The 25,220-nt window shown below is 45.5% G+C and carries 19 protein-coding genes and 4 tRNA genes; 17 read left to right on the top strand and 6 right to left on the bottom strand.

Annotation, left to right across the window (positions count from 1 at the left end; translation table 11 throughout):
- The first annotated feature begins 15 nt into the window (after window positions 1-15).
- Window positions 16-888 carry a phytoene/squalene synthase family protein gene (locus ACN0W5_RS06420; protein WP_417453343.1) on the top strand — a complete coding sequence of 291 codons (873 nt, stop codon included), beginning with the start codon at window positions 16-18 and terminating at the stop codon, window positions 886-888.
- Between the two features lie 69 nt (window positions 889-957).
- Here the strand turns inward: ACN0W5_RS06420 and trmFO are convergent, their stop codons facing one another.
- The gene (trmFO, locus tag ACN0W5_RS06415) at window positions 958-2,319 is read right to left on the bottom strand and encodes a methylenetetrahydrofolate--tRNA-(uracil(54)-C(5))-methyltransferase (FADH(2)-oxidizing) TrmFO (protein ID WP_417453342.1); all 1,362 of its coding nucleotides are present in this window, start codon (window positions 2,317-2,319) and stop codon (window positions 958-960) included.
- Between the two features lie 150 nt (window positions 2,320-2,469).
- Between trmFO and ACN0W5_RS06410 the strand changes: the two genes are divergently transcribed.
- Entirely contained in the window at window positions 2,470-3,702 is a 1,233-nt protein-coding gene (locus ACN0W5_RS06410) for an adenylate/guanylate cyclase domain-containing protein (RefSeq protein ID WP_417453341.1), read from the top strand.
- A gap of 58 nt (window positions 3,703-3,760) precedes the next feature.
- Here the strand turns inward: ACN0W5_RS06410 and uvrA are convergent, their stop codons facing one another.
- Window positions 3,761-6,601, bottom strand: a complete 2,841-nt coding sequence (gene uvrA, locus ACN0W5_RS06405) for an excinuclease ABC subunit UvrA (protein ID WP_417453340.1) — start codon at window positions 6,599-6,601, stop codon at window positions 3,761-3,763.
- 240 nt (window positions 6,602-6,841) lie between these two features.
- Between uvrA and ssb the strand changes: the two genes are divergently transcribed.
- From ssb to ACN0W5_RS06365, 8 genes are all read left to right on the top strand, one after another.
- Complete coding sequence (gene ssb / locus ACN0W5_RS06400; protein ID WP_047763509.1) at window positions 6,842-7,369, top strand: single-stranded DNA-binding protein; 528 nt, start codon at window positions 6,842-6,844, stop codon at window positions 7,367-7,369.
- 74 nt (window positions 7,370-7,443) lie between these two features.
- Window positions 7,444-7,896 (top strand): GNAT family N-acetyltransferase, encoded by a 453-nt coding sequence (locus ACN0W5_RS06395; RefSeq protein ID WP_417453339.1) that lies wholly within the window; start codon window positions 7,444-7,446, stop codon window positions 7,894-7,896.
- A gap of 258 nt (window positions 7,897-8,154) precedes the next feature.
- The gene (gyrA, locus tag ACN0W5_RS06390; RefSeq protein ID WP_417453338.1) at window positions 8,155-10,998 is read left to right on the top strand and encodes a DNA gyrase subunit A; all 2,844 of its coding nucleotides are present in this window, start codon (window positions 8,155-8,157) and stop codon (window positions 10,996-10,998) included.
- 32 nt (window positions 10,999-11,030) lie between these two features.
- Window positions 11,031-11,549: a pantetheine-phosphate adenylyltransferase gene (gene coaD, locus ACN0W5_RS06385; protein ID WP_417453337.1), complete on the top strand. Its 519-nt coding sequence runs from the start codon at window positions 11,031-11,033 to the stop codon at window positions 11,547-11,549.
- Between the two features lie 152 nt (window positions 11,550-11,701).
- A tRNA-Lys gene (locus ACN0W5_RS06380) sits at window positions 11,702-11,777 on the top strand.
- Between the two features lie 39 nt (window positions 11,778-11,816).
- Window positions 11,817-11,892 (top strand) — tRNA-Lys (locus tag ACN0W5_RS06375).
- Between the two features lie 210 nt (window positions 11,893-12,102).
- On the top strand, window positions 12,103-12,867 hold the full coding sequence (locus tag ACN0W5_RS06370; RefSeq protein WP_417453336.1) for a 5'-methylthioadenosine/adenosylhomocysteine nucleosidase: 765 nt from the start codon (window positions 12,103-12,105) through the stop codon (window positions 12,865-12,867).
- Window positions 12,868-12,869: 2 nt separating this feature from the next.
- A complete protein-coding gene (locus ACN0W5_RS06365) occupies window positions 12,870-13,904 on the top strand; it encodes a M23 family metallopeptidase (protein ID WP_417453335.1) in 1,035 nt (344 codons plus the stop codon).
- Window positions 13,905-13,916: 12 nt separating this feature from the next.
- Here the strand turns inward: ACN0W5_RS06365 and ACN0W5_RS06360 are convergent, their stop codons facing one another.
- A complete protein-coding gene (locus tag ACN0W5_RS06360) occupies window positions 13,917-14,117 on the bottom strand; it encodes a hypothetical protein (protein ID WP_417429234.1) in 201 nt (66 codons plus the stop codon).
- A 142-nt stretch (window positions 14,118-14,259) separates the two neighbouring features.
- On the opposite strand from ACN0W5_RS06360, the gene ACN0W5_RS06355 reads away from it, so the two are divergent.
- Window positions 14,260-14,472, top strand: coding sequence for a DUF3126 family protein (locus ACN0W5_RS06355; protein WP_046505456.1), 213 nt, complete (start codon window positions 14,260-14,262; stop codon window positions 14,470-14,472).
- A 140-nt stretch (window positions 14,473-14,612) separates the two neighbouring features.
- Here ACN0W5_RS06355 and ACN0W5_RS06350 read toward each other — a convergent pair whose 3' ends face one another.
- Window positions 14,613-14,975 (bottom strand): TraR/DksA family transcriptional regulator, encoded by a 363-nt coding sequence (locus ACN0W5_RS06350; RefSeq protein ID WP_417453334.1) that lies wholly within the window; start codon window positions 14,973-14,975, stop codon window positions 14,613-14,615.
- 516 nt (window positions 14,976-15,491) lie between these two features.
- Here ACN0W5_RS06350 and ACN0W5_RS06345 point away from each other — a divergent pair.
- Together ACN0W5_RS06345 and ACN0W5_RS06340 are read left to right on the top strand one after the other, a co-directional pair.
- Window positions 15,492-15,579 (top strand) — tRNA-Leu (locus tag ACN0W5_RS06345).
- Window positions 15,580-15,696: 117 nt separating this feature from the next.
- Window positions 15,697-15,784: transfer RNA gene (locus ACN0W5_RS06340), tRNA-Leu, on the top strand.
- 131 nt (window positions 15,785-15,915) lie between these two features.
- Here the strand turns inward: ACN0W5_RS06340 and ACN0W5_RS06335 are convergent.
- On the bottom strand, window positions 15,916-16,578 hold the full coding sequence (locus ACN0W5_RS06335) for an FMN-dependent NADH-azoreductase (protein ID WP_417453333.1): 663 nt from the start codon (window positions 16,576-16,578) through the stop codon (window positions 15,916-15,918).
- 121 nt (window positions 16,579-16,699) lie between these two features.
- Here ACN0W5_RS06335 and ACN0W5_RS06330 point away from each other — a divergent pair, with 121 nt between their 5' ends.
- A complete protein-coding gene (locus tag ACN0W5_RS06330; protein WP_417453332.1) occupies window positions 16,700-17,572 on the top strand; it encodes a LysR substrate-binding domain-containing protein in 873 nt (290 codons plus the stop codon).
- A gap of 163 nt (window positions 17,573-17,735) precedes the next feature.
- Window positions 17,736-19,166, top strand: a complete 1,431-nt coding sequence (locus tag ACN0W5_RS06325) for a DUF502 domain-containing protein (protein ID WP_417453331.1) — start codon at window positions 17,736-17,738, stop codon at window positions 19,164-19,166.
- Between the two features lie 10 nt (window positions 19,167-19,176).
- Here ACN0W5_RS06325 and recG read toward each other — a convergent pair whose 3' ends face one another.
- Window positions 19,177-21,258, bottom strand: coding sequence for an ATP-dependent DNA helicase RecG (gene recG, locus ACN0W5_RS06320; protein WP_417453330.1), 2,082 nt, complete (start codon window positions 21,256-21,258; stop codon window positions 19,177-19,179).
- Between the two features lie 123 nt (window positions 21,259-21,381).
- On the opposite strand from recG, the gene ACN0W5_RS06315 reads away from it, so the two are divergent.
- Together ACN0W5_RS06315 and mfd are read left to right on the top strand one after the other, a co-directional pair.
- Entirely contained in the window at window positions 21,382-21,666 is a 285-nt protein-coding gene (locus ACN0W5_RS06315; RefSeq protein ID WP_417453329.1) for a succinate dehydrogenase assembly factor 2, read from the top strand.
- Between the two features lie 74 nt (window positions 21,667-21,740).
- On the top strand, window positions 21,741-25,220 hold the full coding sequence (gene mfd / locus ACN0W5_RS06310) for a transcription-repair coupling factor (RefSeq protein WP_417453328.1): 3,480 nt from the start codon (window positions 21,741-21,743) through the stop codon (window positions 25,218-25,220).

Genomic DNA, 25,220 nt, shown 5'->3' with positions numbered 1-25,220 from the left:
GCGGGCACGAACCAAATGTCGAATGATACTGGCCTATCCTTTTGCGGAGAAGACATTAAGAAGAACGACTATGATCGTTATTTAACGTGTCTTTTTGCAAAAGATGATACCGTCCGCGAAAATCTTTTTGCGCTTTATGCTTTCAATCAGGAAATAGCCAAAACAGCTGAGGTTGTGAGTGAACCGCTGACAGGAATGATTCGCTTGCAATGGTGGCGTGAAGCTATTGAAGGAATCTTTGAGGGCAAACCACGTAAACATCTGGTTGTCGAGGCTTTAGCCAGAGCTGTGAAAGACCACGGGTTAAAGCGTGAAAGGTTGGATGAATTTATTAATGCCAGAGAGTTCGACCTGGAAAACTCTGTTCCGCAAGATCTTGGTGCTTTAGAGCGGCATGTCCGAAAAACATCCTCTGCACTCTTGAGCTTGGCAACAGATATTACAATTAATAAGGCTGATTTGGACAATGACATCAAGGAAGTTGTTGAACAGACTTGCCGTTCCATGGGACTTGCTTGGGGAGTATTGGGTATTATTCGAGCAACCCCTTTTTATGCCGCGAAAAAAAGAGTTTATCTGCCTCAGGTTCTGATAAATCAGTACGGACTTAGCACTTCAGAACTTTTTGAATTAAAAACTTCACCAGAGTTGTGTGCAATTAGCAAGACTTTGACCGAGGCAGCTAAAGTACATTTGACCACGGCACGTAGTTTTTCAAAAAAAATACCTAAATCAGTAAAATCACCTTTGCTGATTGGTGTCCTGGCGGATGGATATATTAAAAGGCTTGAAAGCACTAATTATGATCCTTTTGATGCGGCACTCCACCACCCTAAATTCTCTGCATCATGGAAGCTTATGTGGGCCAATATTTTTGGTCGATATTAACCCGATGCTATAAAACAAAAAGCCGCTCGGTGGAGCGACCTTTTGTAGGAATTAACTGACTTCTTAATCTTATTGATTTTCATCAAGCCAGGTTTTCAAATCTTCTAGTGCTCGTTTTGAATAGAGCGGCTTGCGATCTTTCTTTTTAAGTTTCTTACCCGGCCCTTTGGGAATATTCGGGAAAATACCAAAATTTACATTCATCGGTTGAAAGGTCTTGGCATCAGCGCCACCCGTGACGTGATTAATCAGTGCGCCGTGCGCTGTGGTGATTGGTGGCGCAGGCAGATCTTTGCCCAAACGTTCCGCGGCAGCAAATCGCCCGGCCATGAGGCCTGATGCGGCGGATTCCACATAGCCTTCAACGCCAGTAATCTGTCCGGCAAATCTGAGACGTGGCATTGGTTTCATACGAAGGGAATGGTCAAGAAGCTTAGGTGACTTTAAGAAGGTGTTGCGATGCAGGCCACCGAGGCGAGCGAATTCAGCTTCTTCAAGGCCGGGAATCGCACGGATGATTTCCATTTGCGCGCCGTATTTCATCTTTGTCTGGAAACCAACGATATTATAAATGGTCCCCAGTTTGTTATCTTGGCGCAGCTGGACAACAGCATAGGGCTCTTCCTCGCTGTGCGGGTTGGTGAGGCCAACAGGCTTCATCGGACCAAAGCGCAAGGTCTCAACACCGCGGCTCGCCATGACTTCAATTGGCAAACAGCCTTCGAAATAGGGCGTATTCTCTTCCCACTCTTTAAAATCTGTTTTGTCGCTATCAATTAGTGCCCGAATAAAGGTTTCGTACTGTTCTTTATTCATTGGGCAGTTGATGTAGTCAGCACCATCGCCGCCGGGGCCAACCTTGTCGTATCTGGATTGGAACCAAGCTTTGTCAAAATTGATAGACTCTTTGTAAACAATCGGCGCGATCGCATCAAAAAACGCAAGATATTCTTCGCCTGTGATAGAGCCGATAACGTCGCTCATACTTTCCGATGTCAAAGGCCCTGTGGCGATAATGACAGAATCCCACTCTTCTGGCGGAAGGGCAGAAACTTCTTCGCGTTTGATGGTTACGAGAGGATGATCTTCAAGGCGCTTGGTGACTTCATCTGAAAAATCATTTCTGTCAACAGCCAGCGCACCGCCTGCGGGCACCATATGCTTTGCTGCACAGGACATAATGAGAGAGTCCATTCTGCGCATTTCTTCGTGCAACAGGCCAACGGCATTATTCTCATAATCATCAGACCGGAATGAATTGGAACAGACTAACTCGGCGAGGCCTTCGCCTTGGTGTGCCTCTGTTTTTCGAACGGGACGCATCTCATGAAGAATTACCGGAATGCCTGCCTGTGCAATCTGCCAGGTTGCTTCCGTTCCGGCCATACCACCGCCAACAACATGGATTTCTTTTAGGTCACTCTTGCTCATGATTGTCTCTTTACTATTCATTGCATCTGCAATAATAAAATTTTTTGTGTTATATCTACTAAAAAGCAGCTTTGCACCCATATGTTTTAAATAAACATATTTTCTTTTATATAATTCATAATAACATAATAAACCGGAGCTCTTTATTTCATGCAACGAATAGATGATCGCGTTAGGCGTGGTGGCGACGAAGACAGTCTGATCGGCTCTGTGGTTGATTGGGTTATGGCTCAGGCACTTCGTGATACCACGATCGAACAGTTATTTGAAGGTTGCTGCCTAAGGCTGAGATCTGCTGGATTACCTATTGCTCGCGGGTATATTGCGTTTCGTACTCTGCACCCCTTGTACAGTGCCGTGGGCCTGACTTGGGAACTCGGCAATGGCGTTAAAACAGTTGGTATGTCACATGAAAGTTCAGCTTCTGAAGAATGGCGCAGAAGTCCGTTTTATTTTATGCTCAGCAAAGATATCGGTCTTTTAAGGCGTCGTTTAATTGGTGAAGGATCTATTCATGATTTCCGTCTAATGGAAGATCTTCGTGATGACGGTTATACAGATGTGCTTTGTTACGCCATTCATTTCGAAGAAACATCATCAGGGGATACAGAATCAAGAGGCATTTTAGGAACGTGGGCAAGCGATATTAAAGCCGGGTTTAGTGATTCTGATATACGATCACTTATTCGAGTCCAGAACCGTCTGGCTGTCGCGTGTAAAGTTATTATCAAATCGCAAATCGCCCAAAATATCTCTACGACATATCTTGGTCGTAACGCTGGCCAGAGAGTCCTCAAAGGGCAGATTCAACGGGGCGACGGTGAAAAAATCCACGCGGTTATCTGGTACAGTGACCTTAGAAATTCGACAGCGCTGGCAGACATGATGCCGGAAGAGGACTATCTGGATCTACTGAATGGGTATTTCGAAAGTACGGCGGGGGCCATTATTGATAATGGCGGCGACGTTCTGTTGTTGATCGGTGATGCTGTTCTGGGAATTTTTCCATTCACTGAAGATAAAACACAGGCTGAAACCGGGGAAATGGCGGTTAAAGCTGCTTATGATGCGGTAGAACGTATCAAAGAGTTGAATGCCTGTGCTTGCGATAACGGCAAGTGTGAAGCTTCCTTTGGTCTTGGTTTACATGTTGGGAATGTGATGTTTGGTAACATTGGGTTGCCAGATCGTCTTCAGTTCACAACAGTTGGGCCTGCAGTAAATGAAGTCGCCAGACTGGAAGCGCTGACCAAAGAACTTGGTAAGCGTATTTTGATGAGTAAAGAGTTTGCAGAAATCGCCGGACGTAAATGCACACCAATGGGAAACCACGCCCTACGGGGTATTGAAGAAACCCGGGAAATCTATTGCTTGGATGACTGATTAATCAAATCTAATAAAAGGCCGGATAGGTTAATTTCTATCCGGCCTTTTTATTATGCTATTTCAGGTAAGGTTCTAGGTATTCACCTGTATAGCTGCCTTTTGTCTTTGCAACGGTTTCAGGTGTTCCTGTGGCAACAACGCGTCCGCCTTTGTCACCGCCCTCTGGTCCCATGTCGATAATCCAATCGGCGATTTTGATGACTTCAAGATTGTGTTCAATACAAAGGATGGTGTTTCCTTGATCCACGAGGGACTGTAGGACTTCCAACAACTTTTTTACATCGTCAAAGTGAAGGCCCGTTGTTGGCTCATCGAGGATATAGAGTGTTTTCCCTGTTGCTCGTCTGGAAAGCTCTTTGGCTAATTTAACACGCTGTGCTTCACCACCGGAAAGCGTTGTGGCCGCTTGGCCAACCTGAACATAGCCGAGGCCAACCCTTTGCAAGGTCTCTAACTTGTTGCGAATAGAAGGAACCGCCTTAAAGAATTCCAATCCATCATCAACATTCATATGTAAGACATCTGAAATTGATTTCCCTTTGTAGAGAATTTCAAGTGTCTCGCGGTTATAGCGTTTGCCCTTACAGACATCGCATTCAACATAGACATCAGGCAGGAAGTGCATTTCGATCTTGATGACACCGTCGCCCTGACAGGCTTCGCAACGCCCCCCCTTTACATTGAAAGAGAAGCGTCCGGGTTTGTAACCGCGGGTTTTGGCTTCGGGTAATCCGGCAAACCAGTCTCTGATCGGAGAAAACGCACCTGTATAGGTCGCGGGATTTGATCGTGGAGTCCGGCCAATAGGGGATTGGTCAATATCAATCACCTTGTCGATGAACTCTAGCCCTTCGATGGAATCATGGCTTCCGGGTTGCCCTTTGGCATTATGCAATTTACGCGAAACGGCCTTATACAGCGTCTCAAGGATGAGTGTTGATTTACCACTACCGGAAACGCCTGTGATGCAGGTGAAAGTGCCAAGTGGAACATCAATCGATACATTTTTCAGGTTATTTTCGTTTGCCTTGAGAACTTTAATCTTTTGTCCTTTATGGCCTTTGCGGCGTTTTTCAGGCAGTGTGATCGAGACTTCACCAGTCAGATACTTGGCTGTTAAACTTGCCTCTGTTGCCATCACTTCATCCGGCGTTCCACAGGCGACAACCTGTCCGCCATGCTTTCCGGCACGTGGCCCCATATCGACGAGATAATCTGCGGTTCGAATGGCATCCTCGTCATGTTCAACGACAACAACGGTATTACCAAGGTCCCGCAAGCGGCGTAGTGTTTCCAATAGCCGCGCGTTATCCCGCTGGTGCAAACCAATCGAGGGTTCATCCAGAACATAAAGAACGCCGGTCAGGCCCGAGCCAATTTGCGAAGCCAGTCGAATACGTTGACTTTCTCCACCTGACAGCGTTGCCGAGGATCGGGAAAGTGTCAGGTAATCAAGGCCGACGTTCACAAGGAAATACAGCCGTTCATTAATTTCCTTGAGAATTCTGACGGCGATCTCATTTTCCTTATCGCTGAGAAACTTAGGAATTTCATTGAACCATTTCTCGGCTTCGGCAATGGAAAGCTGGGCAATTTCTCCGACGTGTTTTTTGCCAATTTTAACGGCAAGCGCTTCCGGTTTCAGGCGGTGTCCATCGCATGTCTGGCAAGGCTGTTTCGTTTGGTATTTTGATAGCTCTTCGCGTACCCAGTCGCTGTCCGTTTCCCGAAAGCGTCTTTCCATGTTGGGTATAATACCCTCGAAAGGTTTCTTAGTTTGATAGCTGCGGTTGCCGTCAGTGTAGGTCATTTCGATGACGTCTTTACCTGACCCATTCAGAAGCAGCGCTTTAATTTTCTCCGGCAGTTCGTTCCAGGCAAGATCAAGTGGAAAATCATAATGTTCAGCGAGACTTTTCAGGGTTTGGAGGTAATATTTAGAAGTCGAATTTGCCCAAGGGGCAATGGCACCTTCTTTAAGGGAAATGCGTTGGTCCGGTACGATCAGGTCGCCGTCAAAGATAAGGGTTTTTCCTAACCCGTCACAAGCAGGGCAGGCACCAAAGGGGTTGTTGAAAGAGAACAATCTGGGTTCAATCTCATCAATGGTAAAACCGGATACCGGGCAGGCATAGCGTGCCGAGAAGATTGTCTGTTCACCTGTCTTGGCGTTTTCAGCAAAGGCGATGCCATCTGCAAGGCCCAACGCAGTTTCCAAACTGTCTGCCAAACGTGTTTTGATGTCGTCCTTGACCACGACACGATCAACAACAACCTCGATATCGTGTTTTTTCTTTTTATCCAGCGCGGGAACGTCACCAATTTCATAAAGTTCACCATCGACCTTTACGCGTTGAAAACCCCGGACCTGAAGGTCTGCCAGTTCTTTGCGGTATTCGCCTTTGCGGCCCCGTACAATTGGCGCAAGCAGATAGAGGCGGGTGCCACTTTCCATCTCCATGACTTTATCAACCATTTGGCTGACAGATTGGCTTTGGATGGGAAGGCCGGTTGCTGGTGAGTAGGGTATACCAACCCGTGCAAAGAGAAGGCGCAGGTAATCGTAAATTTCTGTAACGGTACCAACGGTAGAGCGCGGATTTTTTGACGTTGTTTTTTGTTCAATTGAAATCGCCGGGGATAACCCTTCGATAGAATCCACATCCGGCTTTTGCATGAGTTCCAAGAACTGGCGGGCATAGGCCGAAAGGGATTCGACATAGCGTCGTTGCCCCTCGGCGTAGATGGTATCAAAGGCGAGAGACGATTTGCCGGACCCACTGAGGCCAGTGATAACAACGAGTTCGTTTCTGGGTAAATCAACACTAACGTTTTTCAGGTTATGTTCTCTCGCGCCACGTACGGAAATAGTGCGGGATTCCTGTATTGAACTCATTTTATCGCCTGTAAATGTTTTGCAAATGTTCTCGTTAGAATATATATGGACGAACAGTGAACAAAATGCATCCTTTTTTATAAAACCAGATGAATATTTTGCTGAAAGTTCTCCGGAAAAATGCGAAGATCTTGCAGAAAAGAGATTGATCTTCTATTAGACGTTGGCTCTGAGCAGCCCGACTGATAGGGTTCCAGATCAAATTTTTTAGATTCTAAAGTAAATCATAGGGACGAAGCCATGGCTGGTAGTGTTAACAAGGTTATTCTGGTTGGTAATTTGGGGCGTGATCCGGAAATCCGTTCCATGCAATCAGGGCAGCGTGTGGCTAATTTGAACATAGCAACATCAGAAAGCTGGAAAGATCGTACCTCGGGTGAGCGTCGGGATAAAACCGAATGGCACCGTGTTGTTATCTTTAATGATCGTCTGGTTGATGTTGCCGAGAAATTCTTGCGCAAAGGCTCCAAAGTTTATTTGGAAGGCCAGTTGCAGACCCGTAAATGGACCGACAACGCTGGTGTTGAAAAGTACACCACAGAGATCGTTCTACAGAACTTCCGCGGCGAATTGACAATGCTTGATGGCCGTAATGATGGTCAGGGCGGTGGCTTTGGTGATTCTTCCGGAGGTGATGCCGGTGGTTTTGGCGGCAGCGGTAGCTCCGGCGGCGGATACGGCGGCGGCTTTGGTGGTGGCTCCTCTGGAGGCGGATCAACTGGTGGCAGCGCACCAGTTGACGATCTCGATGACGAGATCCCGTTCTAAGTATATTAGAATATATTCAATTAAAGCGGCTCTTTTGGGCCGCTTTTTTATTTCTATGGTAGGTTCAATATATAATGACCAAAACTGATCTTCTTCATTTTGAGCAGCTTTCCAAGGAACAGCTTTATCGTGTTTTACAGCTTCGTTCTGATGTCTTTGTTCTGGAGCAAGAATCTCTGTACAGGGATATGGATGGACAGGATAGCGTTGCCTGGCATGTGCTAGCTTATGGCGACGAAGACACTGTTGTTGGTGTTCTCCGTATTCAGAACGATCCTAAAGATGATAGCTGTTACACGATTGGTCGGGTCGCGGTTTCGAAGGCAGCCAGAGGACGGGGGATCGCTGTTGAGTTGATGGGGCGAGCACACGACTTTATTGCCAAACAGGTGGGTGCTGAAAGTATTGAAATTTCAGCTCAGGAGCATTTACAGAAGTTCTACAATAATCTTGGCTATGTAACGGTTTCTGATGAACCTTATGACGATGCGGGTATACCGCATTTAGACATGATCCGCGCCGTATAAAATGGTGAAATTTTGCCCCTTGACAAATTAAAATAAAGTAGAATTTGTTGATTTGAGGTTGGGATCAAAAAATTATTTAAATTCAATCCTGTAGAACGGTATTTTTCCTTCTCTTTTTACACACATTTTGTTGTGGCTACGCGATGAATTTGTTACATTTCATGTGATTTTTTTTACGCCTGAAATAACTTGTGTTCCGGCATTGTGCTATTCACGGTTTTAGAAGGCATTTCTGTTAAACAGAAACAGGATAATTACGTGACTTCGAACTCTGATACATCATCCGATAACCAGGATGTTTTTCCGGTAACTATTGAAGACGAAATGAAGCGATCGTACCTCGATTACGCCATGAGCGTTATCGTGTCGCGTGCCCTTCCCGACGTCAGGGACGGCCTTAAACCGGTGCACCGTCGCATCCTTTACGCGATGAAGGAATCCGGTTACGACTGGAACAGAGCTTATCGTAAGTCTGCCCGTATTGTCGGTGACGTGATGGGTCAGTATCACCCGCATGGTGACCAGGCTATTTACGATGCCATGGTTCGTATGGCGCAGGATTTCTCTATGCGCCTGCCTCTGGTTGATGGCCAAGGTAACTTTGGTTCCATGGATGGTGATCCGCCCGCGGCGATGCGTTATACTGAATCTCGCTTGCAGCGCGTTTCCAGTGAGGCTCTTTTGGAAGATATCGACCGTGATACGGTTGATTTTCAGGACAACTATGATGAATCCACCAAAGAGCCGATTGTTCTTCCTGCACGCTATCCAAACCTTTTGGTTAATGGTGCCGGTGGTATTGCGGTTGGTATGGCAACTAACATTCCGCCACATAACCTTGGCGAAGTTCTGGATGCTTGTTGTGCCTTTGTGGATGATCCGGACCTTTCCATTGATCAACTAAACGAGATTATCCCTGGACCTGATTTTCCAACGGGCGGTGTTATTCTTGGGCGTACAACAATTCGCGATGCCTATCATACGGGACGCGGTTCAATTGTTATGCGCGGTAAGGCCGAGGTTCAGGAAATCCGTAAGGATAAAATGGCGATTGTTGTTACCGAGGTTCCTTTCCAGGTCAACAAAGCCAGAATGCTTGAAAAGATCGCGGATATTGCCCGTGATAAAACAATCGAAGGCATTACTGACATTCGCGATGAAAGTGACCGTCACGGTGTGCGTGTCGTTGTTGAGCTGCGTCGTGATGTCGAGCCGGAAGTGATTCTGAACCAGCTTTATCGCTACAGCCCGTTGCAGACGTCCTTTGGGGCAAACATGTTGGCGCTGAATTCAGGTCGCCCAGAGTTGCTGGACCTGAAGTCTATTATTTCAGCATTTATCGCATTCCGCGAAGAAGTTATTACACGCCGCACGATTTTTGAACTGAATAAAGCCCGCGATCGTGCCCATCTGTTGGTCGGCTTGGCGATTGCTGTTGCGAATATTGATGAGGTCATCGAGCTCATTCGTGCCGCTTCTGATCCTGTGATTGCGCGTGAACAGCTTATGGACCGTCCGTGGCCTGCTAAGTATGTGGAACCGCTTATCAAGTTGATTGATGAGCCGGGCCGTAATGTTGATGATGATGGCAACTATTTCCTTTCTGAAGCACAGGCACGTGCGATTCTAGAGCTACGTCTACAGAGATTGACCGGCCTTGAGCGGGATAAGATTGCCAAGGAATTGGAAGACATTTCGGATCAAATCCGGTATTATCTCGAAATACTCGCTTCTCGCGAAAAACTTCTTGGCATCCTGCGCGAAGAACTCATCGAAATGAAGACCAAATATGCCACGCCACGTCGTACTGAAATTCTGGACGGTGTGTTCGGGTATGACGATGAAGATCTTATCCAGCGTGAAGATATGGTGGTGACAGTCAGTCATGGCGGTTACATCAAGCGTGTTCCGTTAAGTACCTATCGTGCGCAGCGTCGCGGTGGTAAGGGGCGAGCCGGAATGGCAACAAGAGACGAGGATTTTGTATCCCAGATCTTTGTTTGTAATACCCATACGCCGGTTCTCTTCTTCTCTTCCCGTGGTATGGTCTACAAGATGAAAGTTTACCGCCTGCCACCTGGGACACCTACATCACGCGGAAAAGCGCTGGTGAATATGTTACCACTGCAACCAGGCGAAACGATATCGACAATGATGCCGCTTCCTGAGAACGAGGAAGCATGGTCAGAAATGTACGTTATGTTTGCGACATCTACTGGTGGTATCCGTCGTAACAAGCTGTCTGATTTCACGCGCGTCATGGCAAATGGTAAAATTGCCATGAAGCTAGAAGATGAAGACAGCAGACTGATTGGTGTGCAGACATGTACTGAACACGATGACATTATGCTGTCTACGGCGCGTGGTAAATGTATCCGGTTCCCTGTGAATGGCGTTCGTGTTTTTGCTGGCCGTACATCGACAGGTGTGCGAGGGATTTCTCTCGCTGAGGGTGATTCAGTTATTTCCATGGCGATTATCAATCACATGGATGCAGATTCAGATACCCGTGATCAATATCTTCGTTACGCAAGTGCAAAACGTCGCAGTGAAAATGCGGATGAGGGCGAGTTTGATCCATCAGCACTAGAGACAACATTGTCTCAGGAGCAGCTTGATAGCATGGCTGAAAGAGAGCAGTTCATTCTATCCATTTCTCAAGATGGTTTGGGTAAACGTTCGTCTTCTTATGAATACCGTGTGACCAGCCGTGGCGGTAAAGGGATTGGCAACCTTGATCTTTCGAGAGCCAAGGGGAAAACAACGACTGTTATTTCCGTGTTCCCTATTGACGAGACGGATCACATTATGTTGGTAACAGATGCAGGAAAGCTCATCCGCTGTCCTGTGCACGACGTTAGAATTGCAGGGCGTTCAACACGTGGTGTTAACCTGTTCAACGTCGCAGATGATGAGAAAATCGTTTCTGTTTCACGCTTGGCGGATGACGGTGAGGGTGAAGATGACGAAAACGAAAATCTTGAAGGTGCCGTTGCCGACGGAGCTGAAGGCCCAGAAGGTGTCGAAGCTACTGATATGGTAGAAAGTGATGCCGCAGAAATCGCGCCTGAAGCATCTGGTGAAGATAAAAGCGGGGAGTAATCCCCGCAACCTAACGAAGAAGAGCTTAGGGCATGACGAAAAAACACGTTGGGCTTTATCCCGGTACCTTTGACCCTGTAACCAAGGGGCACATGGATATTATTACCCGTGGGTGCCGGGTCGTTGACAAGCTGGTCATCGCCGTTGCACGCAATGACCGTAAGGGGCCGTTGTTCAGTACTGAAGCGCGTGTGAGTATGGTGTTACACGATACGGCTCCTTTACGAGACAAAGGGTTTGAAATTGAAGTGCTGCCCTTTGACAATCTTCTGGTGAATTTTGCCCGCGAAGTTGGTGCAGGGGTCATTCTTCGGGGGTTGCGTGCGGTTTCTGATTTCGAGTATGAGTTTCAAATGGCGGGTATGAATGCCCGTCTTGATGCTGAAATCGAAACCGTATTTTTGATGGCTTCTGAAAAACAACAGTTTATTTCGTCACGATTTGTTAAAGAGATTGGATATCTTGGTGGAGATATCGCCTCTTTTGTTAGTCCAGCAACGAAATCGAAATTGGAGGAGAAGTTTAAAATTATGCGTAAATCCAAGGATTAACCGACTTTTAAGCGCAATCCATCTCTCCTGATTTAAAAATATTCCTTTTTTTACGGTTGAAGACAAAAAGGCTGTTGACCGAATCAATAAGTGGTTCTATCTTCCGCCTCGCTTACCGCATTACACTTTAATGTCGATAAGCAAATGAGAATGGGCCCTTAGCTCAGCTGGTAGAGCGTCCGACTTTTAATCGGCAGGTCACAGGTTCGAATCCTGTAGGGCCCACCATTCTCCCCAGATTATTCTGGTTTTACTATATTACAGAATGGGCCCTTAGCTCAGCTGGTAGAGCGTCCGACTTTTAATCGGCAGGTCACAGGTTCGAATCCTGTAGGGCCCACCATTCTGTATAAAACACCCCGCTTTTTAGCGGGGTTTTGTTTTTCTGTTTCCCAAAGATCATAACTTTTCTTGTCCGTTTTCTTTGGAAATAGCCTTGTTTGCTTTCTCTGGGAATAATAACTTTAGAGGAAGTCAAAATACTTAAGTCTGTTACGATAGCTCGAATAAAGTATCTCAGATAAAAATGCTCTTTGCTTAAAAGGATAAAAACGTGTCCCAGAAACCACTTGGTCTGATTTGCGCTATACCAAATGAAATCCAACACTTTGGATCAGCTTTTGAAAAGACGAGCGAAAAACAGATCGCAGGTTTTTCATTTTTTCAGGGCAGGCTTGATGGGGTTGAAACAGTGCTTGTCGAAGCTGGCATGGGCAAGGTTAATGCCGCTGTTGTCACAACTTTGCTTATCGAGCAATTCAATTGTCGTGTGGTTCTCTTTTCTGGCGTTGCTGGTGGCGTTGATCCAAATCTTGGGGTTGGTGATGTTATTATCGGAACCAAGCTTATCCAGCACGATTATGGGATGATTGTATCTGATAAGCTAAGGACCTATCAACCCGGACACTTACCTATTCATCTGCCAACTGAAAAGCTTGGTTATGACGCGGATGTAATTCTTATCGACAAGTTACTTCAAGAACTAGAGGGTTTCGATCTTCCAATGATCTCTGCGGAAGCTGCTGGTGGGGAATCCCGTAAACCTGTCATTACGTCTGGAACTATTTTAACAGGTGATCAGTTTATTGGCTGTACTGTTGCGAGAGACAGGCTTTGCAATGAGCTAGGTGGCCTTGCCGTTGAGATGGAAGGTGCGGCAATCGCACAGGTGGCGGAACACTATAAGGTGCCTTTTATTATCATACGATCGCTGAGTGATCTCGCGGGGGAAGAGAGCACCATGGACTTTATTAAATTCCTTGAAGAAACCGCTGGCGGTGCTGCGTTAGTCCTCAGACGTATTATCCGGTTATTATGATTATGAAGGATAGGGGACAGTCCGCAGGATATTACATAGGAATCGTGCTTGCGGGGCTATTCTTTATATCATTGGGGAGGGCCGTCGGTGACACGGATAACTCTCCACGTTTTATAAGTCCTGTTGACTGCTCTGTGCCTTTGGAATGTAGCATTCAGAATTATGTCGATGCGCGTCCTGGTACGGGGTATCGCGACTACACCTGTGGAACGCTAAGCTATGAGCGTCATAAGGGGACCGATTTCAGGGTTCTTAGGTATGATTTATATCTTAAAGGGGTTCCTGTTCTAGCTGTTGCCGATGGCATTGTTTTGCATCAAAGGAGCGATGCAAGTGACGGTGATTATATATTAAAGGGTGATGGAGCTGTATATCGGCAAGAGGTTGGCAATAACGTTGTGATAGATCACCTGAACGGATGGCAAACAACTTACGCGCATTTGAAAAAGGGATCCGTTACTGTGTCTTCAGGGGATAAGGTTAATGCTGGTGATGTCATTGGAATTGTTGGTTTAAGTGGGAAAACCGAGTTTCCGCACTTACATTTTCAAACGTCCTATAATAAGGGCTTGATAGATCCGTTCACCGGAGAAAAGCCTTCAGGATGCATAACCCCGACGAAAAATTCTTTGTGGAATTTGCCTGATGGAAATTTTTTTGAATATAAAAGCACGGGAATTGTTGATGTAGGTTTTGCCAGTCAGCCTCCTGAACAAAAGCTCTTGGCATTTCATAGTGAACAAAAAAGAATATCTGTGAGTGAGAACCCTGAATTTTTAGTATTCTGGGGGGAGCTTTGGGGGCTTAGAATTGCAGATCGCCTGACATTGAAATTTAAAAATCCAAAGGGCGAGATTATAACAAACCAAAAAATTCTAAAGAATAATCAGGCGTCATTCATGTATTATAATGGGATGAAGCGTCCAAAATCTGGATGGATTAACGGAACATACACAGGGAAAATTACACTGGAAAGGCTTGTTAATCGAAAGTGGCAGGTTATTGCTTCAAGTCAAAAACAGCAGCTCTTACCGTAAGGCTTTATATACTTAAACCTGTATGTCCAAGTTTTGGCCGCGATCCTGATTTGCATTAAACTGTTTAGAATCAGCAGATGCTTCGCTGTTTTCAACTGGACGCTTCGTTTCCACAGCTGCTTGTGAATTCTTTTCAGCAACGCTGATATCAATAGCAGCAGCAGGTTCAGAGAACCGAACTGTGGGTTGGAAAGATGTCGCATTAATATTCATAGTTGCATCCTGACACAAACACATTAACTAAGTGTTAATAGATATAAGGAATTTTTTGGTGATTTAAAGGGAAAAAAACCTTTTAGTTCGCCTGATGTTTCGTTAATCAGGTCCTTTAAATTTAATGTCGGAGATCGGAAGCGTGGATAACAACGAAATTACCAGCGTAGAAAAATACTTGCGTCAGACTTTTGGGAACGAGGCAATTGCGCTTGATAGAAAAACTAAGAAGGCTGATTCTATCGAGGTGAGTCTTGGTGGTGAGTTCATTGGCGTTATATATAAAGATGAGGAAGATGATGATCTATCCTATTCTTTTAATATGGCTATTTTGGCAGACGATTTACCAAAATAAGATAATCATTTTATTTGAGCATAAAGTTCAGTTTTTGCATTGACTTAAAAGTGTTTCAAATTGTGATTTAGCGACTACTTTATGATGCCCGGGCTTTAATCATGAACGATTGATTCCGGGTATTTTATTTTTGACGGTTATCAGGAATCGTCTGTTTTGGTCGCGCAATCAATGCAAAGCGTGGCTGTTGGGTCCAGTTCTAGGCGCTTTAACTGAATTTCTTCATCACAACGAAGGCAATAGCCATAGTTACCGTTCTGTAACCGCGTAAGAGTCGTCTCTATCTTATTTAGCTCTACCTGTCGGCGTCTTTCAGATTCAAGAGACATGGCCTGTGATTGTAAGGCGTCCATTCGTGACAGTCTACCGACTTTACTCTGATCCAGCTCGACGACGTCTCTGGATTGCTGGCTGGTTGCGCGAACATCAGAAATTTCTGTTTTTCGCTTTTCCAATTCAGTGGCTACCTTCGTTAGGTTGATGTTTATGTTTTTATCAGACATTTAGCCCCGCTATCCTCTTTTAAAGGCATCATAGCAAATAAATGGCTCAATCAGAATAAAATAGAAATTTCTTGGAAAATAGAAAACGCCCCGGAACAAAACAGGGGGACGGCCAAATGGGGGTTACCATGAACAGGCATGGTATGGCCAACGTCTCGTTCCGGGGCGTTAAAAAGAACATATCAAAATTAATTAGAAAAAGGTTGTGATGTTTCTGTGTCCAAAACTGATCTTTCAAGTTTGTAAATTAACGAAAGTTAACAAAATGTTACCAGATGAGGTTCGTAGATAAGTAATGTACGTTTGAGGGAAATTTTTCTGCTTTTTTTCGTTTCTCGTTTGTGGATAGCTTTGTTTAAAGCATCCGGGATAACTTTTAGAAGCTGCTTATGAATTCTCTTTCGTATTGTGGAAATTGGTAGCATTTGGTTTATCCACAACAAATTTCATTTTTTTGAAATTTTTCGTTTGCCCTTTCTGAATGGATCAGTATATATCCCCATTAGCAACAGCGATGCGGTCGTGGCGGAATTGGTAGACGCGTAACGTTGAGGTCGTTATGGGCTAATAGCCCGTGGAGGTTCAAGTCCTCTCGACCGCACCAAAATTGGTATGTTGTTGCTTTAAAAGACTTAATGATTCCCCAGGAATTTTGATAATCAAAATTATTTGCTTTAATCAGGGCACGTACCTGATCGGGAATTCAGAGCTTTTAGGCGATGCGGCAATGGCGGAATTGGTAGACGCGCTAGCTTCAGGTGCTAGTTCCCTTTATGGGAGTGGAGGTTCAAGTCCTCTTTGCCGCACCATTCTATTCGTGACTTAATATTCTTTGATCCTACAAAATCCTTTCAGTGTTTTGACTTGGTACATTTTCCTTGAATATTACCGTGTCCTATTTCCTGTATTATCCAGCTGTTTTGATAAATTTCATTTGGTTCTATTGTGAAAGATCGTGGACCAACTTTAGGATGTTGTTGCGAGCGTTTTCGATAGATTGTGTGTGTCGATCGTCGCCGAACTCTTGATATTCGGATCTAATTTCATGAAAATTTTCAACACCAAGATATTTACTCATGACTTTCACGTGGGGGCCAAGATGATTAATATTTTCTCTTATCTCACCAGATTCAAAACCAAACTCACCTGTTGAGGTGATTAACACCAATGTTTTTCCCGACATGATCGGTTCTAGGGGGTAGTCTCCGCGCGCTAAGTCAAACGTAAAGGTCTTGTGGATACGGATAACTTGATCGAACCAAGCTTTCAAAGCTGCTGGCATGCCGTAGTTGTACATCGGTGATGATATTAGGATGATGTCGGCGCTATCCACTTCGTCAATTAAAGTATCAGATAATGTCAGTAACTCTTTTTGGGCGTTTGTCCGGTTTTGCTCATCTGTAAAAACTGCAGCAATCCAATCTTGATTTATGAAGTTTGGTGGGGTCTGGCCCAAATCCCGATAAATTATTGTATCGACTTGCCTTTGTTTTTTCCATTCCTTGATAAATCCGGCAGCCAAGGTTTTAGAGATAGAATTGTAACTTACTTCAGAGTTGTCTGTTCTGCGTGCACTGCTATCCAGATGTAGAATTGTCGTCATAGTATTTCCTCATATCGCGTAGTAAATTTATCAATATGAAATTATATTGTTCATCTGTGTCCTTTTGGCAAAAGGCTATTTCTTATTTGTAGGTGAGAAAAACTTATGTATAAGGTGAGGGATGTTTTCTCATCTTCCCCCTTTGAACAGTATCCGGGTTTTTGATTCCGCTGCGCGTTTAAAGAGCTTTAAAGCTGCTGCATCCGAATTAAACGTTACGCCGACAGCTGTGTCGCACCAAATTCGAGGCTTGGAAAATTCTCTTGGTACTCTTTTGTTTGAAAGAAAAACGCGTGCAATAGAGTTGACAGAAGAAGGCGAGAAACTCGCCCAAGTAGCTTATCTAGCTTTACAACAACTTTCGACGGTTGTGTCTGAATTAACGGATACACAAACAACATTAACAGTAAGTACTACGGCGTCGTTTGCGGCAATGTGGTTGGTGCCCCGGCTTGAGAAGTTTCATCAACTTAATCCACAAATTCAGGTCGTTGTTAAAACTGGTGAGCAGCTAGATGATTTTGACCGGGATAAGAGAATTGATCTTATTATTCGTTACGGTCGTGATGATGGTGAATCTCTTCATAAAATTAAACTTGTGACAGAGACTGTTGGGGCTTATGCCACGCCGCGGTACCTAGAAAATACGCCCAGAATAGAAGATGCTTGTTTGATCGAGACTAAATGGAAAAACCAGGATTTGCCGTCTATTTCGTGGGATAGAGTTGTTGCCGGAAAAATAGACGCGATAAATCGAAGATATTTTGACCTTGAACATCATGTTATTCAGGCTGCGTTGGCTGATCAAGGGGTCGCATTGGTAAGCTCTTTGTTAGTAGAGACCGCAATTAAACAAGGCTGGTTAGTGGCGTTTCCAAATCAACCTAGAATAACTGGGTTAGCTTATTTTCTTATGATCCCAATTCATAATGCACACAATCATAAGGTGAGGGGATTTCAAGAATGGCTTATAAATGAATTTGTTGTCGCATAGGCAGAGTCATTCTGATGTTAGATGATTGTCTGTTGGTTATCTGATGCGCCAGAGTTTTCTAATTTGCTTCTTGAAAATGTGGGCTTTAAAAGCAATGTTTAAATACAAAGCACAGGCAGCCTGTCATGGTGTTTTGAATAGTTGTTAAATGGAACCTGAATATATGAAAGATAAAGGCGTTAAAGCCACTCACAAGTCGAAGCAATCCTTCGCGCAACGACTTAGTAACTATCTTCTTGCCGGGGTCTTGATAACTGCGCCTGTCACCATAACACTATGGCTTGCTTGGAGAGCGATAACGTTTGTTGATAATCAGGTAACACCGCTTATCCCCTTAAAATGGAACCCTGAAAATTATCTTCCTTTTGGTGTTCCTGGTTTAGGACTGCTTGTTATTATTGTCGGATTGACCCTAATAGGGTTTTTGACCGCAGGCTATATTGGTCGGCTACTGAAACGTGCGAGTGAAGCAGTCGTTAAAAAACTCCCCGTGGTTCGCAGTGTTTACAGTTGGACTCAGCAGGTTTTTGAAACGGTTCTTTCGCAAAATTCTACCGCTTTTAACGAGGTCGTACTTGTTGAATATCCTCATCGAGGGTGCTGGGTTGTTGGCTTTATTACCGGGCGGACAAAGGGGGAAGTACAAAGCTTGACAGACGACACTGTCGTCAATGTTTTTGTACCTGCAACACCAAACCCGACAACAGGATTTTTACTTTTTATCCCCAAACAGGATGTTCATCATCTGGACATGACAGTTGAAGAGGGGATTAAGCTTGTCATTTCGGGTGGGATACTTTCCCCCTCAGAAATCAAAAAGCTTACACTAGAGGAAAAAGCTAAGAAAGCATCTGAAGAAGCACATGCATACCAGAAACCAAGTGTTTTCATGAAACTGAGAAACTATTTCTTTGGCGGCATGCTGGTTACAGCGCCAATAGGCCTTACGTTCTGGTTGGCTTGGGAAATCATTATTTTAATCGATAGCTGGGTGCGCCCGTATATACCGTTGAAGTGGAATCCGGAAAGCTATCTTCCCTTTGCATTACCGGGGCTTGGTCTGTTTTTTATTTTTATAAGTTTGACGGTGATTGGTTTTCTTACCGCAGGGATTGTGGGAAAAACGTTGTTACGCATAAGTGAGCGTTTGTTAGATCAAATGCCAGTCATTCGAACTGTCTACGGCGCAATTAAGCAAATTATTGAAACGATTTTTCAGGATCATTCCAATGCGTTTCGCGAAGTTGTTTTGTTTCAATATCCGAGACCGGGGTCTTGGGCATTGGGGTTTTACACTGGGGATTCTAACCGTTTAATCAAAGATATCTCTGAAGATGAATCAATTAATATCTTCTTGCCGACAACGCCCAACCCAACGTCTGGCTTTTTGCTTTTTGTTCCGCGTAAGGAAGCAAGAATGCTGACAATGTCGGTGGAAGAGGGCATTAAGATGGTTGTCTCTGGGGGAATAGTTACCCCTGAATATCATGCTCCGGAACAAGAGCAGGAAAAATTGACCGTAGAGACCGTTAATACTGATGTTACAGCGGATCAAAACGGTGACGACGCGGAAACACAAAAGGCTGCGTCGTAGGCCATAATTTTTAGCCCGACTTTAGATATTTAACTGCTGTATCTCTCTCGAAAAGATACAGCAGTGTGCGTAAAGCTTGCCCCCTAGGGGTTTGTAATGTTGGGTCTTTATCCATGATTAGTTTGGCATCATTACGCGCCGTTGCGAGTAATTCCCCATGACAGGCAAGGTCAGCAACCTTGAATTCTGGTAACCCGCTTTGTCGCGTCCCCAAGACTTCACCAGCACCACGCAGGCGTAAATCTTCCTCGGCAATAACAAAACCATCATCACTGTCCCGCATGATTTTCAACCGGGCTTTGCTCGTTTCGCCTAAAGGTCCTTGATACATTAGTATACAGGTTGATTTTTCGCTACCACGGCCAATTCGTCCGCGAAGCTGATGGAGCTGTGCCAAGCCAAATCGTTCGGCGTGTTCAATCACCATTATGGTTGCTTGGGGTACGTCAACACCAACTTCAATCACGGTTGTTGCAATCAGCAGATCAACATTACCCTTAGAGAACTTTTCCATAACTGCATCTTTTTCAGCGCCTTTCATGCGGCCATGTACCAAGCCTACGCGGTCGCCAAATCGTTCGCTCAGTTCCCGGTATCTCTCTTCAGCTGCAGCAAGATCCGATTTGTCTGAATCCTCAACCAAGGGACAAACCCAATAAACTTTTGTCCCCTGATCCAAAGATCGGGCGACCCCATTGATAACATCATCAATCCGTTCAACGGAGACTGTCCGGGTGTCAACAGGTTGTCGACCAGCCGGTTTTTCTGTCAGGCGAGATACAGCCATGTCGCCATAAGCGGTAAGCATGAGTGTTCTGGGAATAGGTGTCGCTGTCATAACCAACATATCGACCCCAGCGCCTTTTCGGGCAAGCGAAAGACGTTGATGAACACCAAACCTGTGCTGCTCGTCAATGACAGCCAAGGCAAGGTCTGAAAAACCTATTTCGTCCTGAAACAGGGCATGTGTACCAATAACCATTTGTGTCGAGCCATCAGCAATACTTTCCAAAATGGCTTTGCGTGCTTTTCCTTTATCTCTACCCGTAAGGATGACGACAGAAATTCCAAGCTTTTCGGCGAAAGGTTGTAGAGTTTTATAGTGCTGACGGGCTAAAATTTCTGTCGGGGCCATCAATGCAGCTTGTGACCCACTTTCTATTGCTGCCAACATGGGAAATAGCGCGACAGCTGTTTTACCGCTTCCTACATCTCCCTGCACCAAACGGAGCATGCGATTGGTGCTTTCCATATCGGCAATAACTTCGCGAATAGATTGATCCTGTGAACCCGTTAGTTTGAAGGGTAGGATGTCCAGCATTCTTTCTCGGAGAGATCCATCACCCTTAATTATGCGCCCCTTTGCTGCTGTTTGCTGTTCCCGGACAAGGGAAATGGCAAGTTGGTTTGCCAAAAGCTCATCATAGGCCAGTCGCTTTCGATATGGAGAGAAGGCTGTCAGTTCATCTTCTGATTGGGGATGGTGAACCTTTTGAAGACAGCTATACCAATCGAGCCAGTTTTCTTGTTCTTTGAGAGAACTATCAAGCCATTCGGGGATGGTCGGAACAAGAGCAAGGGACGCTTTAATCGCTTTTGAAAGTGGCTTGAGCGTTACGCCTGCGCTGAGGGGGTAAACGGGTTCTACTGTTTTGACATCTTCCTCTTCGCTTATCGGAACCATATGGTCCGGGTGCGCCATTTGAAGCACATCACCAAAGCGTTCAAGCCGACCGCTTATGATACGTTCTTCGCCAACTGGAAGGAGTTTCATAAGATAATCGCCGCGCGCATGAAAAAAAATCAGCGTTATCTCGCCCGTATGATCATGGCAGATAACCCGATAGGGACTGCGACGGTTGGCAGAGGGGATGTGTCGGGATACGGTGATTTTCAGCGTTGCAACGCGATCAGAGATGGCATCGGCGATGGTTGGGGAATACCGACGATCAACCAAGCCCACTGGTAAATGCCAGCAAAGATCAAGTACACGTCCACCAGCCAGCTTTTCATAAAGCGTGCTTAATCTTGGTCCAACACCTTGAAGAGTTGAGACTGGGGTAAAAAGTGGAAAGAGAATCTCTGGACGCACGGGCTTTAACTTGCAGAAATTAAATCGGATGTTTATTAAATGTTCTAGTAATGTTTCCTATATCACAGCTTAATGTGCAAGCGAAACGAACAAGCGTATTAAATTGAATGACGGGTGAGATTTATGACGATGGCAGCCAACGCTGAATTAGACAAAAGGCGTAAACAGCTCAGATTCAGAAGCTGGCACCGTGGAACACAGGAAGCAGATCTCATTATTGGAACCTTTGCTGATCAAAACGTTGGTAATATGGATGCTACAGATTTGGACCTTTTTGAGCGGGTACTCGAAATTCCAGATCCTGTGCTCTATGACTGGATTATTGGTAATTCGACCCCAACGGAAAATATGCACAACAAAGTCCTTGATGCTTTGCTAAGCTTTAAATACACCCCGAATAAACGATAACTTTTTTGTTGAGTTAAGTCTTATTGCCGATATTCAGGCTTTCAGAACGACGATTAATATAAAGAATTGCAACATTGAAAACACTCGCGACCCGACTTCAAGCCGCCGATCACTACCAAATCTCATCAGCTCCTGAAGGCTATGATGCGCAGCTCCTTGCCGAGCTTGTTGTTGAACTGGCACCGCAACCTGTTTTGCATATTGCGCTTGATGATAACCGTCTGGCTGTTCTTGCTGAGCTTGTTGGATTCTTTGCACCTGATATTGAGATTATTGAAATTCCCGCCTGGGATTGTTTGCCTTATGACCGGGTGAGCCCGCACAAGGATATTCTGGCTGCACGTATTAATGCTTTTGCAAAGTTATTGGCAACGCCTGCACCAAAATCAGGCCGTCTTGTTCTGACGACAATTTCTGCTGCACTTCAGAAGATCCCACCAAGAGAGCTATTTAAAAACAGAACTCTTGTGGCTAAATCCGGTGTGGAGATTAAAAACGAAGATTTGGTGAAATTCTTTTCCACCAATGGGTATCTGCGTTCAGAAACGGTTAGCGAGGCAGGGGAATACGCAATTCGTGGCGGGATTGTCGATGTCTATCCACCAGGTGAAGAACTGCCTCTGCGGTTGGATTTCTTTGGGGATGAGCTGGATACCTTGCGGTATTTCGATCCGCTGACACAAAGAACAACGGGTGATGCCGAGGGGCTGGAACTTAAGCCTGTTGGTGAAGCAATTCTTGATGAAAAAACAATAGAGTCTTTTCGAAAGGGATATCGCGAGACCTTCGGGGCCGTTGCTAAGGATGATCCTCTCTACGAAGCCATCTCCGAAGGACGTCAGTATCCCGGGATGGAGCACTGGTTGCCGCTTTTTTATGGTGATCTGGAAACGTTGTTTGATTACCTTCCAACCGCAGTTGTTACACTGGATGGACAAGCCTCAGAAGCGCGGGATGCCCGGATCGAGTCCATCACTGATTTCTTCCAAGCCCGGCAAACGATGGAAAATACGGCGGAAGGTGGCTGGGTTTACAAACCAGTTCCAATGCAGCGTTTATTCCTGACTGTTGAAGATTGGGATGCAATACTATCCAAAAGGCCAGTCACACAATTTTCGGGCTTTACGTTACCTGATCATCTTGAAAACCTGATTGAGGTTGAAGGCAAGCAGGGCAAGGATTTTTCCGAAGCCAGAAACCGTGAAGACGTTAATGTCTTTGACGAGGTCAGCGAATATATCCGCCTTCAACAGACAAACGGTAAAAAAATTATTGTTACCGGGTTCAGTGACGGATCTCGCGATCGACTTATTTCCATGTTCCATGAGCACGGTTTGACCAATACCGATGTTCTGAAAGATTGGAAAATCCACAAGAAAACCATGCGCAAGCAGGTCCAGTTCCTGACACTGGGGCTGGAACGCGGTGTGGTAACCCCCAATGTCGCGTTTATTACTGAACAGGATATTCTGGGTGAACGCCTCGCTCGCGCACAGAAACGACGCCGTAAATCAGATAACTTCCTGAGGGAAGTGTCCTCGCTTCAGGATAAAGATTTTGTCGTCCACATGGAACACGGGATTGGACAATATATTGGTCTGGAAACCGTTGATGTCGGCGGGGCACCGCATGATTGCCTCAAGGTAGTTTACAGTGGTGGTGACAAGCTTTTTGTCCCCGTAGAAAACATCGAAATTCTTTCCCGGTATGGCTCAGAAGATTGTGGTGCAGAACTGGATCGTTTGGGGGGCGCAGCTTGGCAGGCAAAGAAAGCACGCGTCAAAGAACGTATTCGCGAAATTGCACACCAGCTTATTGGCATTGCAGCGAACCGACTTTTGCGCAAAGCGGAAACCATTGATGTGCCAGATGGGTTGTATGACGAGTTTGCAGCGCGTTTCCCTTACCCGGAGACAGAAGATCAGCTTAACGCCATTGCGGATGTTTTCGAAGACTTGAGATCAGGGCGTCCTATGGACCGTCTTGTTTGCGGTGATGTGGGCTTTGGAAAAACAGAAGTTGCGCTTCGGGCAGCTTTTGTTGCCGTGATGAGTGGTAAACAAGTTGCTGTTGTCGTGCCGACAACATTACTCGCCCGCCAGCACTACAATAACTTTGTCGAACGCTTCAAAGGTTTGCCTGTACGCATAGGACAGTTATCTCGCTTGGCAACGAGCAAAGAACAGACCGAGACTAAAAAAGGTCTTGCCGAAGGGACTGTGGAGATCGTGGTTGGCACACATGCCGTCTTCGCTAAAAATATGAAATTCTCTGATCTTGGTTTGTTGATTGTTGATGAAGAACAACACTTTGGCGTTAAACAGAAAGAGCGTTTGAAAGAGCTGCGTACTGATGTGCATGTTCTAACACTCACGGCAACACCGATACCGCGGACATTACAGATGGCGATGTCGGGTGTTAAGGAAATGAGCCTGATTGCCACGCCGCCCGTTGACCGCTTGGCCGTACGTACATTTGTTCTGCCCTTTGATCCGGTCATTGTTCGTGAAGCTATTCTCAGGGAGCATTATCGTGGCGGACAGACGTTCTATGTGTGCCCACGCCTATCAGATCTGAGAGAGCTTAAGGAACGCCTCGAAAAGCTTGTACCGGAAGTGAAAATCTGTGTTGCTCATGGCCAGTTGGCGGCAACTGATCTGGAAGACGTTATGACAGCTTTCTGTGATCACCAATACGATGTCTTGCTATCAACCAGTATCATTGAATCCGGTCTGGATATTCCTAGCGCCAACACGATGCTGGTTCACCGTGCAGATATGTTTGGCCTTGCGCAGCTCTATCAAATCCGTGGTCGTATCGGCCGTTCTAAAATTCGGGGTTATTGTTATCTAACACTGCCTGTTGGCAAGTTGTTGAGTAAAACAGCAGAGCGTCGTCTAGAGGTTATGCAAACGCTGGATAGCCTTGGTGCTGGATTTAATCTTGCCAGTCACGATATGGATATTCGTGGGGCAGGGAACCTTGTTGGCGATGAACAGTCTGGCCATATAAAAGAAGTCGGTGTAGAACTCTATCAACAGATGTTGGAAGAAGCTGTTGCAACGTTGCGCAGTGATGAAGTGAATAGTGAAGAAGATCATACATGGTCGCCGCAGATCAATCTTGGTACGTCTGTGTTAATTCCAGATCGTTATGTTGCTGATTTGAATGTACGCTTGGGTCTTTACCGGCGTTTATCTTCCTTGACGGATCGGTCCGAAATTGACGGCTTCGCAGCTGAACTTATTGACCGCTTTGGTGACCTGCCGGAAGAGGTAGAAAACCTGCTACAAGTCATGTTGATCAAGGGACTTTGTAAGCAAAGTGGTGTTGAGAAGGTTGATGCTGGCCCTAAAGGCGCAGTTGTTTCTTTTAGAAATGATACCTTTGAAAATCCATCCGCGCTTATTATGTTTATTCAAGAGCAAGTCGGTACAGTTAAAATTCGCCCCGACCACAAGCTGGTCTATCGTCGCGCATGGGATGACGCCGCAAGCCGTCTAAAAGGCGTTAAGATGATGATGGAAGAGTTGGTTAAGCTGGCAAAGGCGTAA

Source organism: Kiloniella sp. (assembly GCF_048270245.1).
GTDB lineage: Bacteria > Pseudomonadota > Alphaproteobacteria > Kiloniellales > Kiloniellaceae > Kiloniella.
This window is presented reverse-complemented; position numbering and strand designations above follow the sequence as displayed.

Coding starts and splice junctions, on each gene's coding strand:
- ACN0W5_RS06420 (WP_417453343.1), top strand. CDS start 16: ATGTCGAATGATACTGGCCTATCCTTTTGCGGAGAAGACATTAAGAAG.
- ACN0W5_RS06335 (WP_417453333.1), bottom strand. CDS start 16,578: ATGACGACAATTCTACATCTGGATAGCAGTGCACGCAGAACAGACAAC.
- ACN0W5_RS06330 (WP_417453332.1), top strand. CDS start 16,700: ATGTTTTCTCATCTTCCCCCTTTGAACAGTATCCGGGTTTTTGATTCC.
- trmFO (WP_417453342.1), bottom strand. CDS start 2,319: ATGAGCAAGAGTGACCTAAAAGAAATCCATGTTGTTGGCGGTGGTATG.
- ACN0W5_RS06315 (WP_417453329.1), top strand. CDS start 21,382: ATGACGATGGCAGCCAACGCTGAATTAGACAAAAGGCGTAAACAGCTC.
- coaD (WP_417453337.1), top strand. CDS start 11,031: ATGACGAAAAAACACGTTGGGCTTTATCCCGGTACCTTTGACCCTGTA.
- ACN0W5_RS06350 (WP_417453334.1), bottom strand. CDS start 14,975: ATGTCTGATAAAAACATAAACATCAACCTAACGAAGGTAGCCACTGAA.
- ACN0W5_RS06365 (WP_417453335.1), top strand. CDS start 12,870: ATGAAGGATAGGGGACAGTCCGCAGGATATTACATAGGAATCGTGCTT.
- ACN0W5_RS06395 (WP_417453339.1), top strand. CDS start 7,444: ATGACCAAAACTGATCTTCTTCATTTTGAGCAGCTTTCCAAGGAACAG.
- uvrA (WP_417453340.1), bottom strand. CDS start 6,601: ATGAGTTCAATACAGGAATCCCGCACTATTTCCGTACGTGGCGCGAGA.
- ssb (WP_047763509.1), top strand. CDS start 6,842: ATGGCTGGTAGTGTTAACAAGGTTATTCTGGTTGGTAATTTGGGGCGT.
- ACN0W5_RS06325 (WP_417453331.1), top strand. CDS start 17,736: ATGAAAGATAAAGGCGTTAAAGCCACTCACAAGTCGAAGCAATCCTTC.
- ACN0W5_RS06360 (WP_417429234.1), bottom strand. CDS start 14,117: ATGAATATTAATGCGACATCTTTCCAACCCACAGTTCGGTTCTCTGAA.
- ACN0W5_RS06410 (WP_417453341.1), top strand. CDS start 2,470: ATGCAACGAATAGATGATCGCGTTAGGCGTGGTGGCGACGAAGACAGT.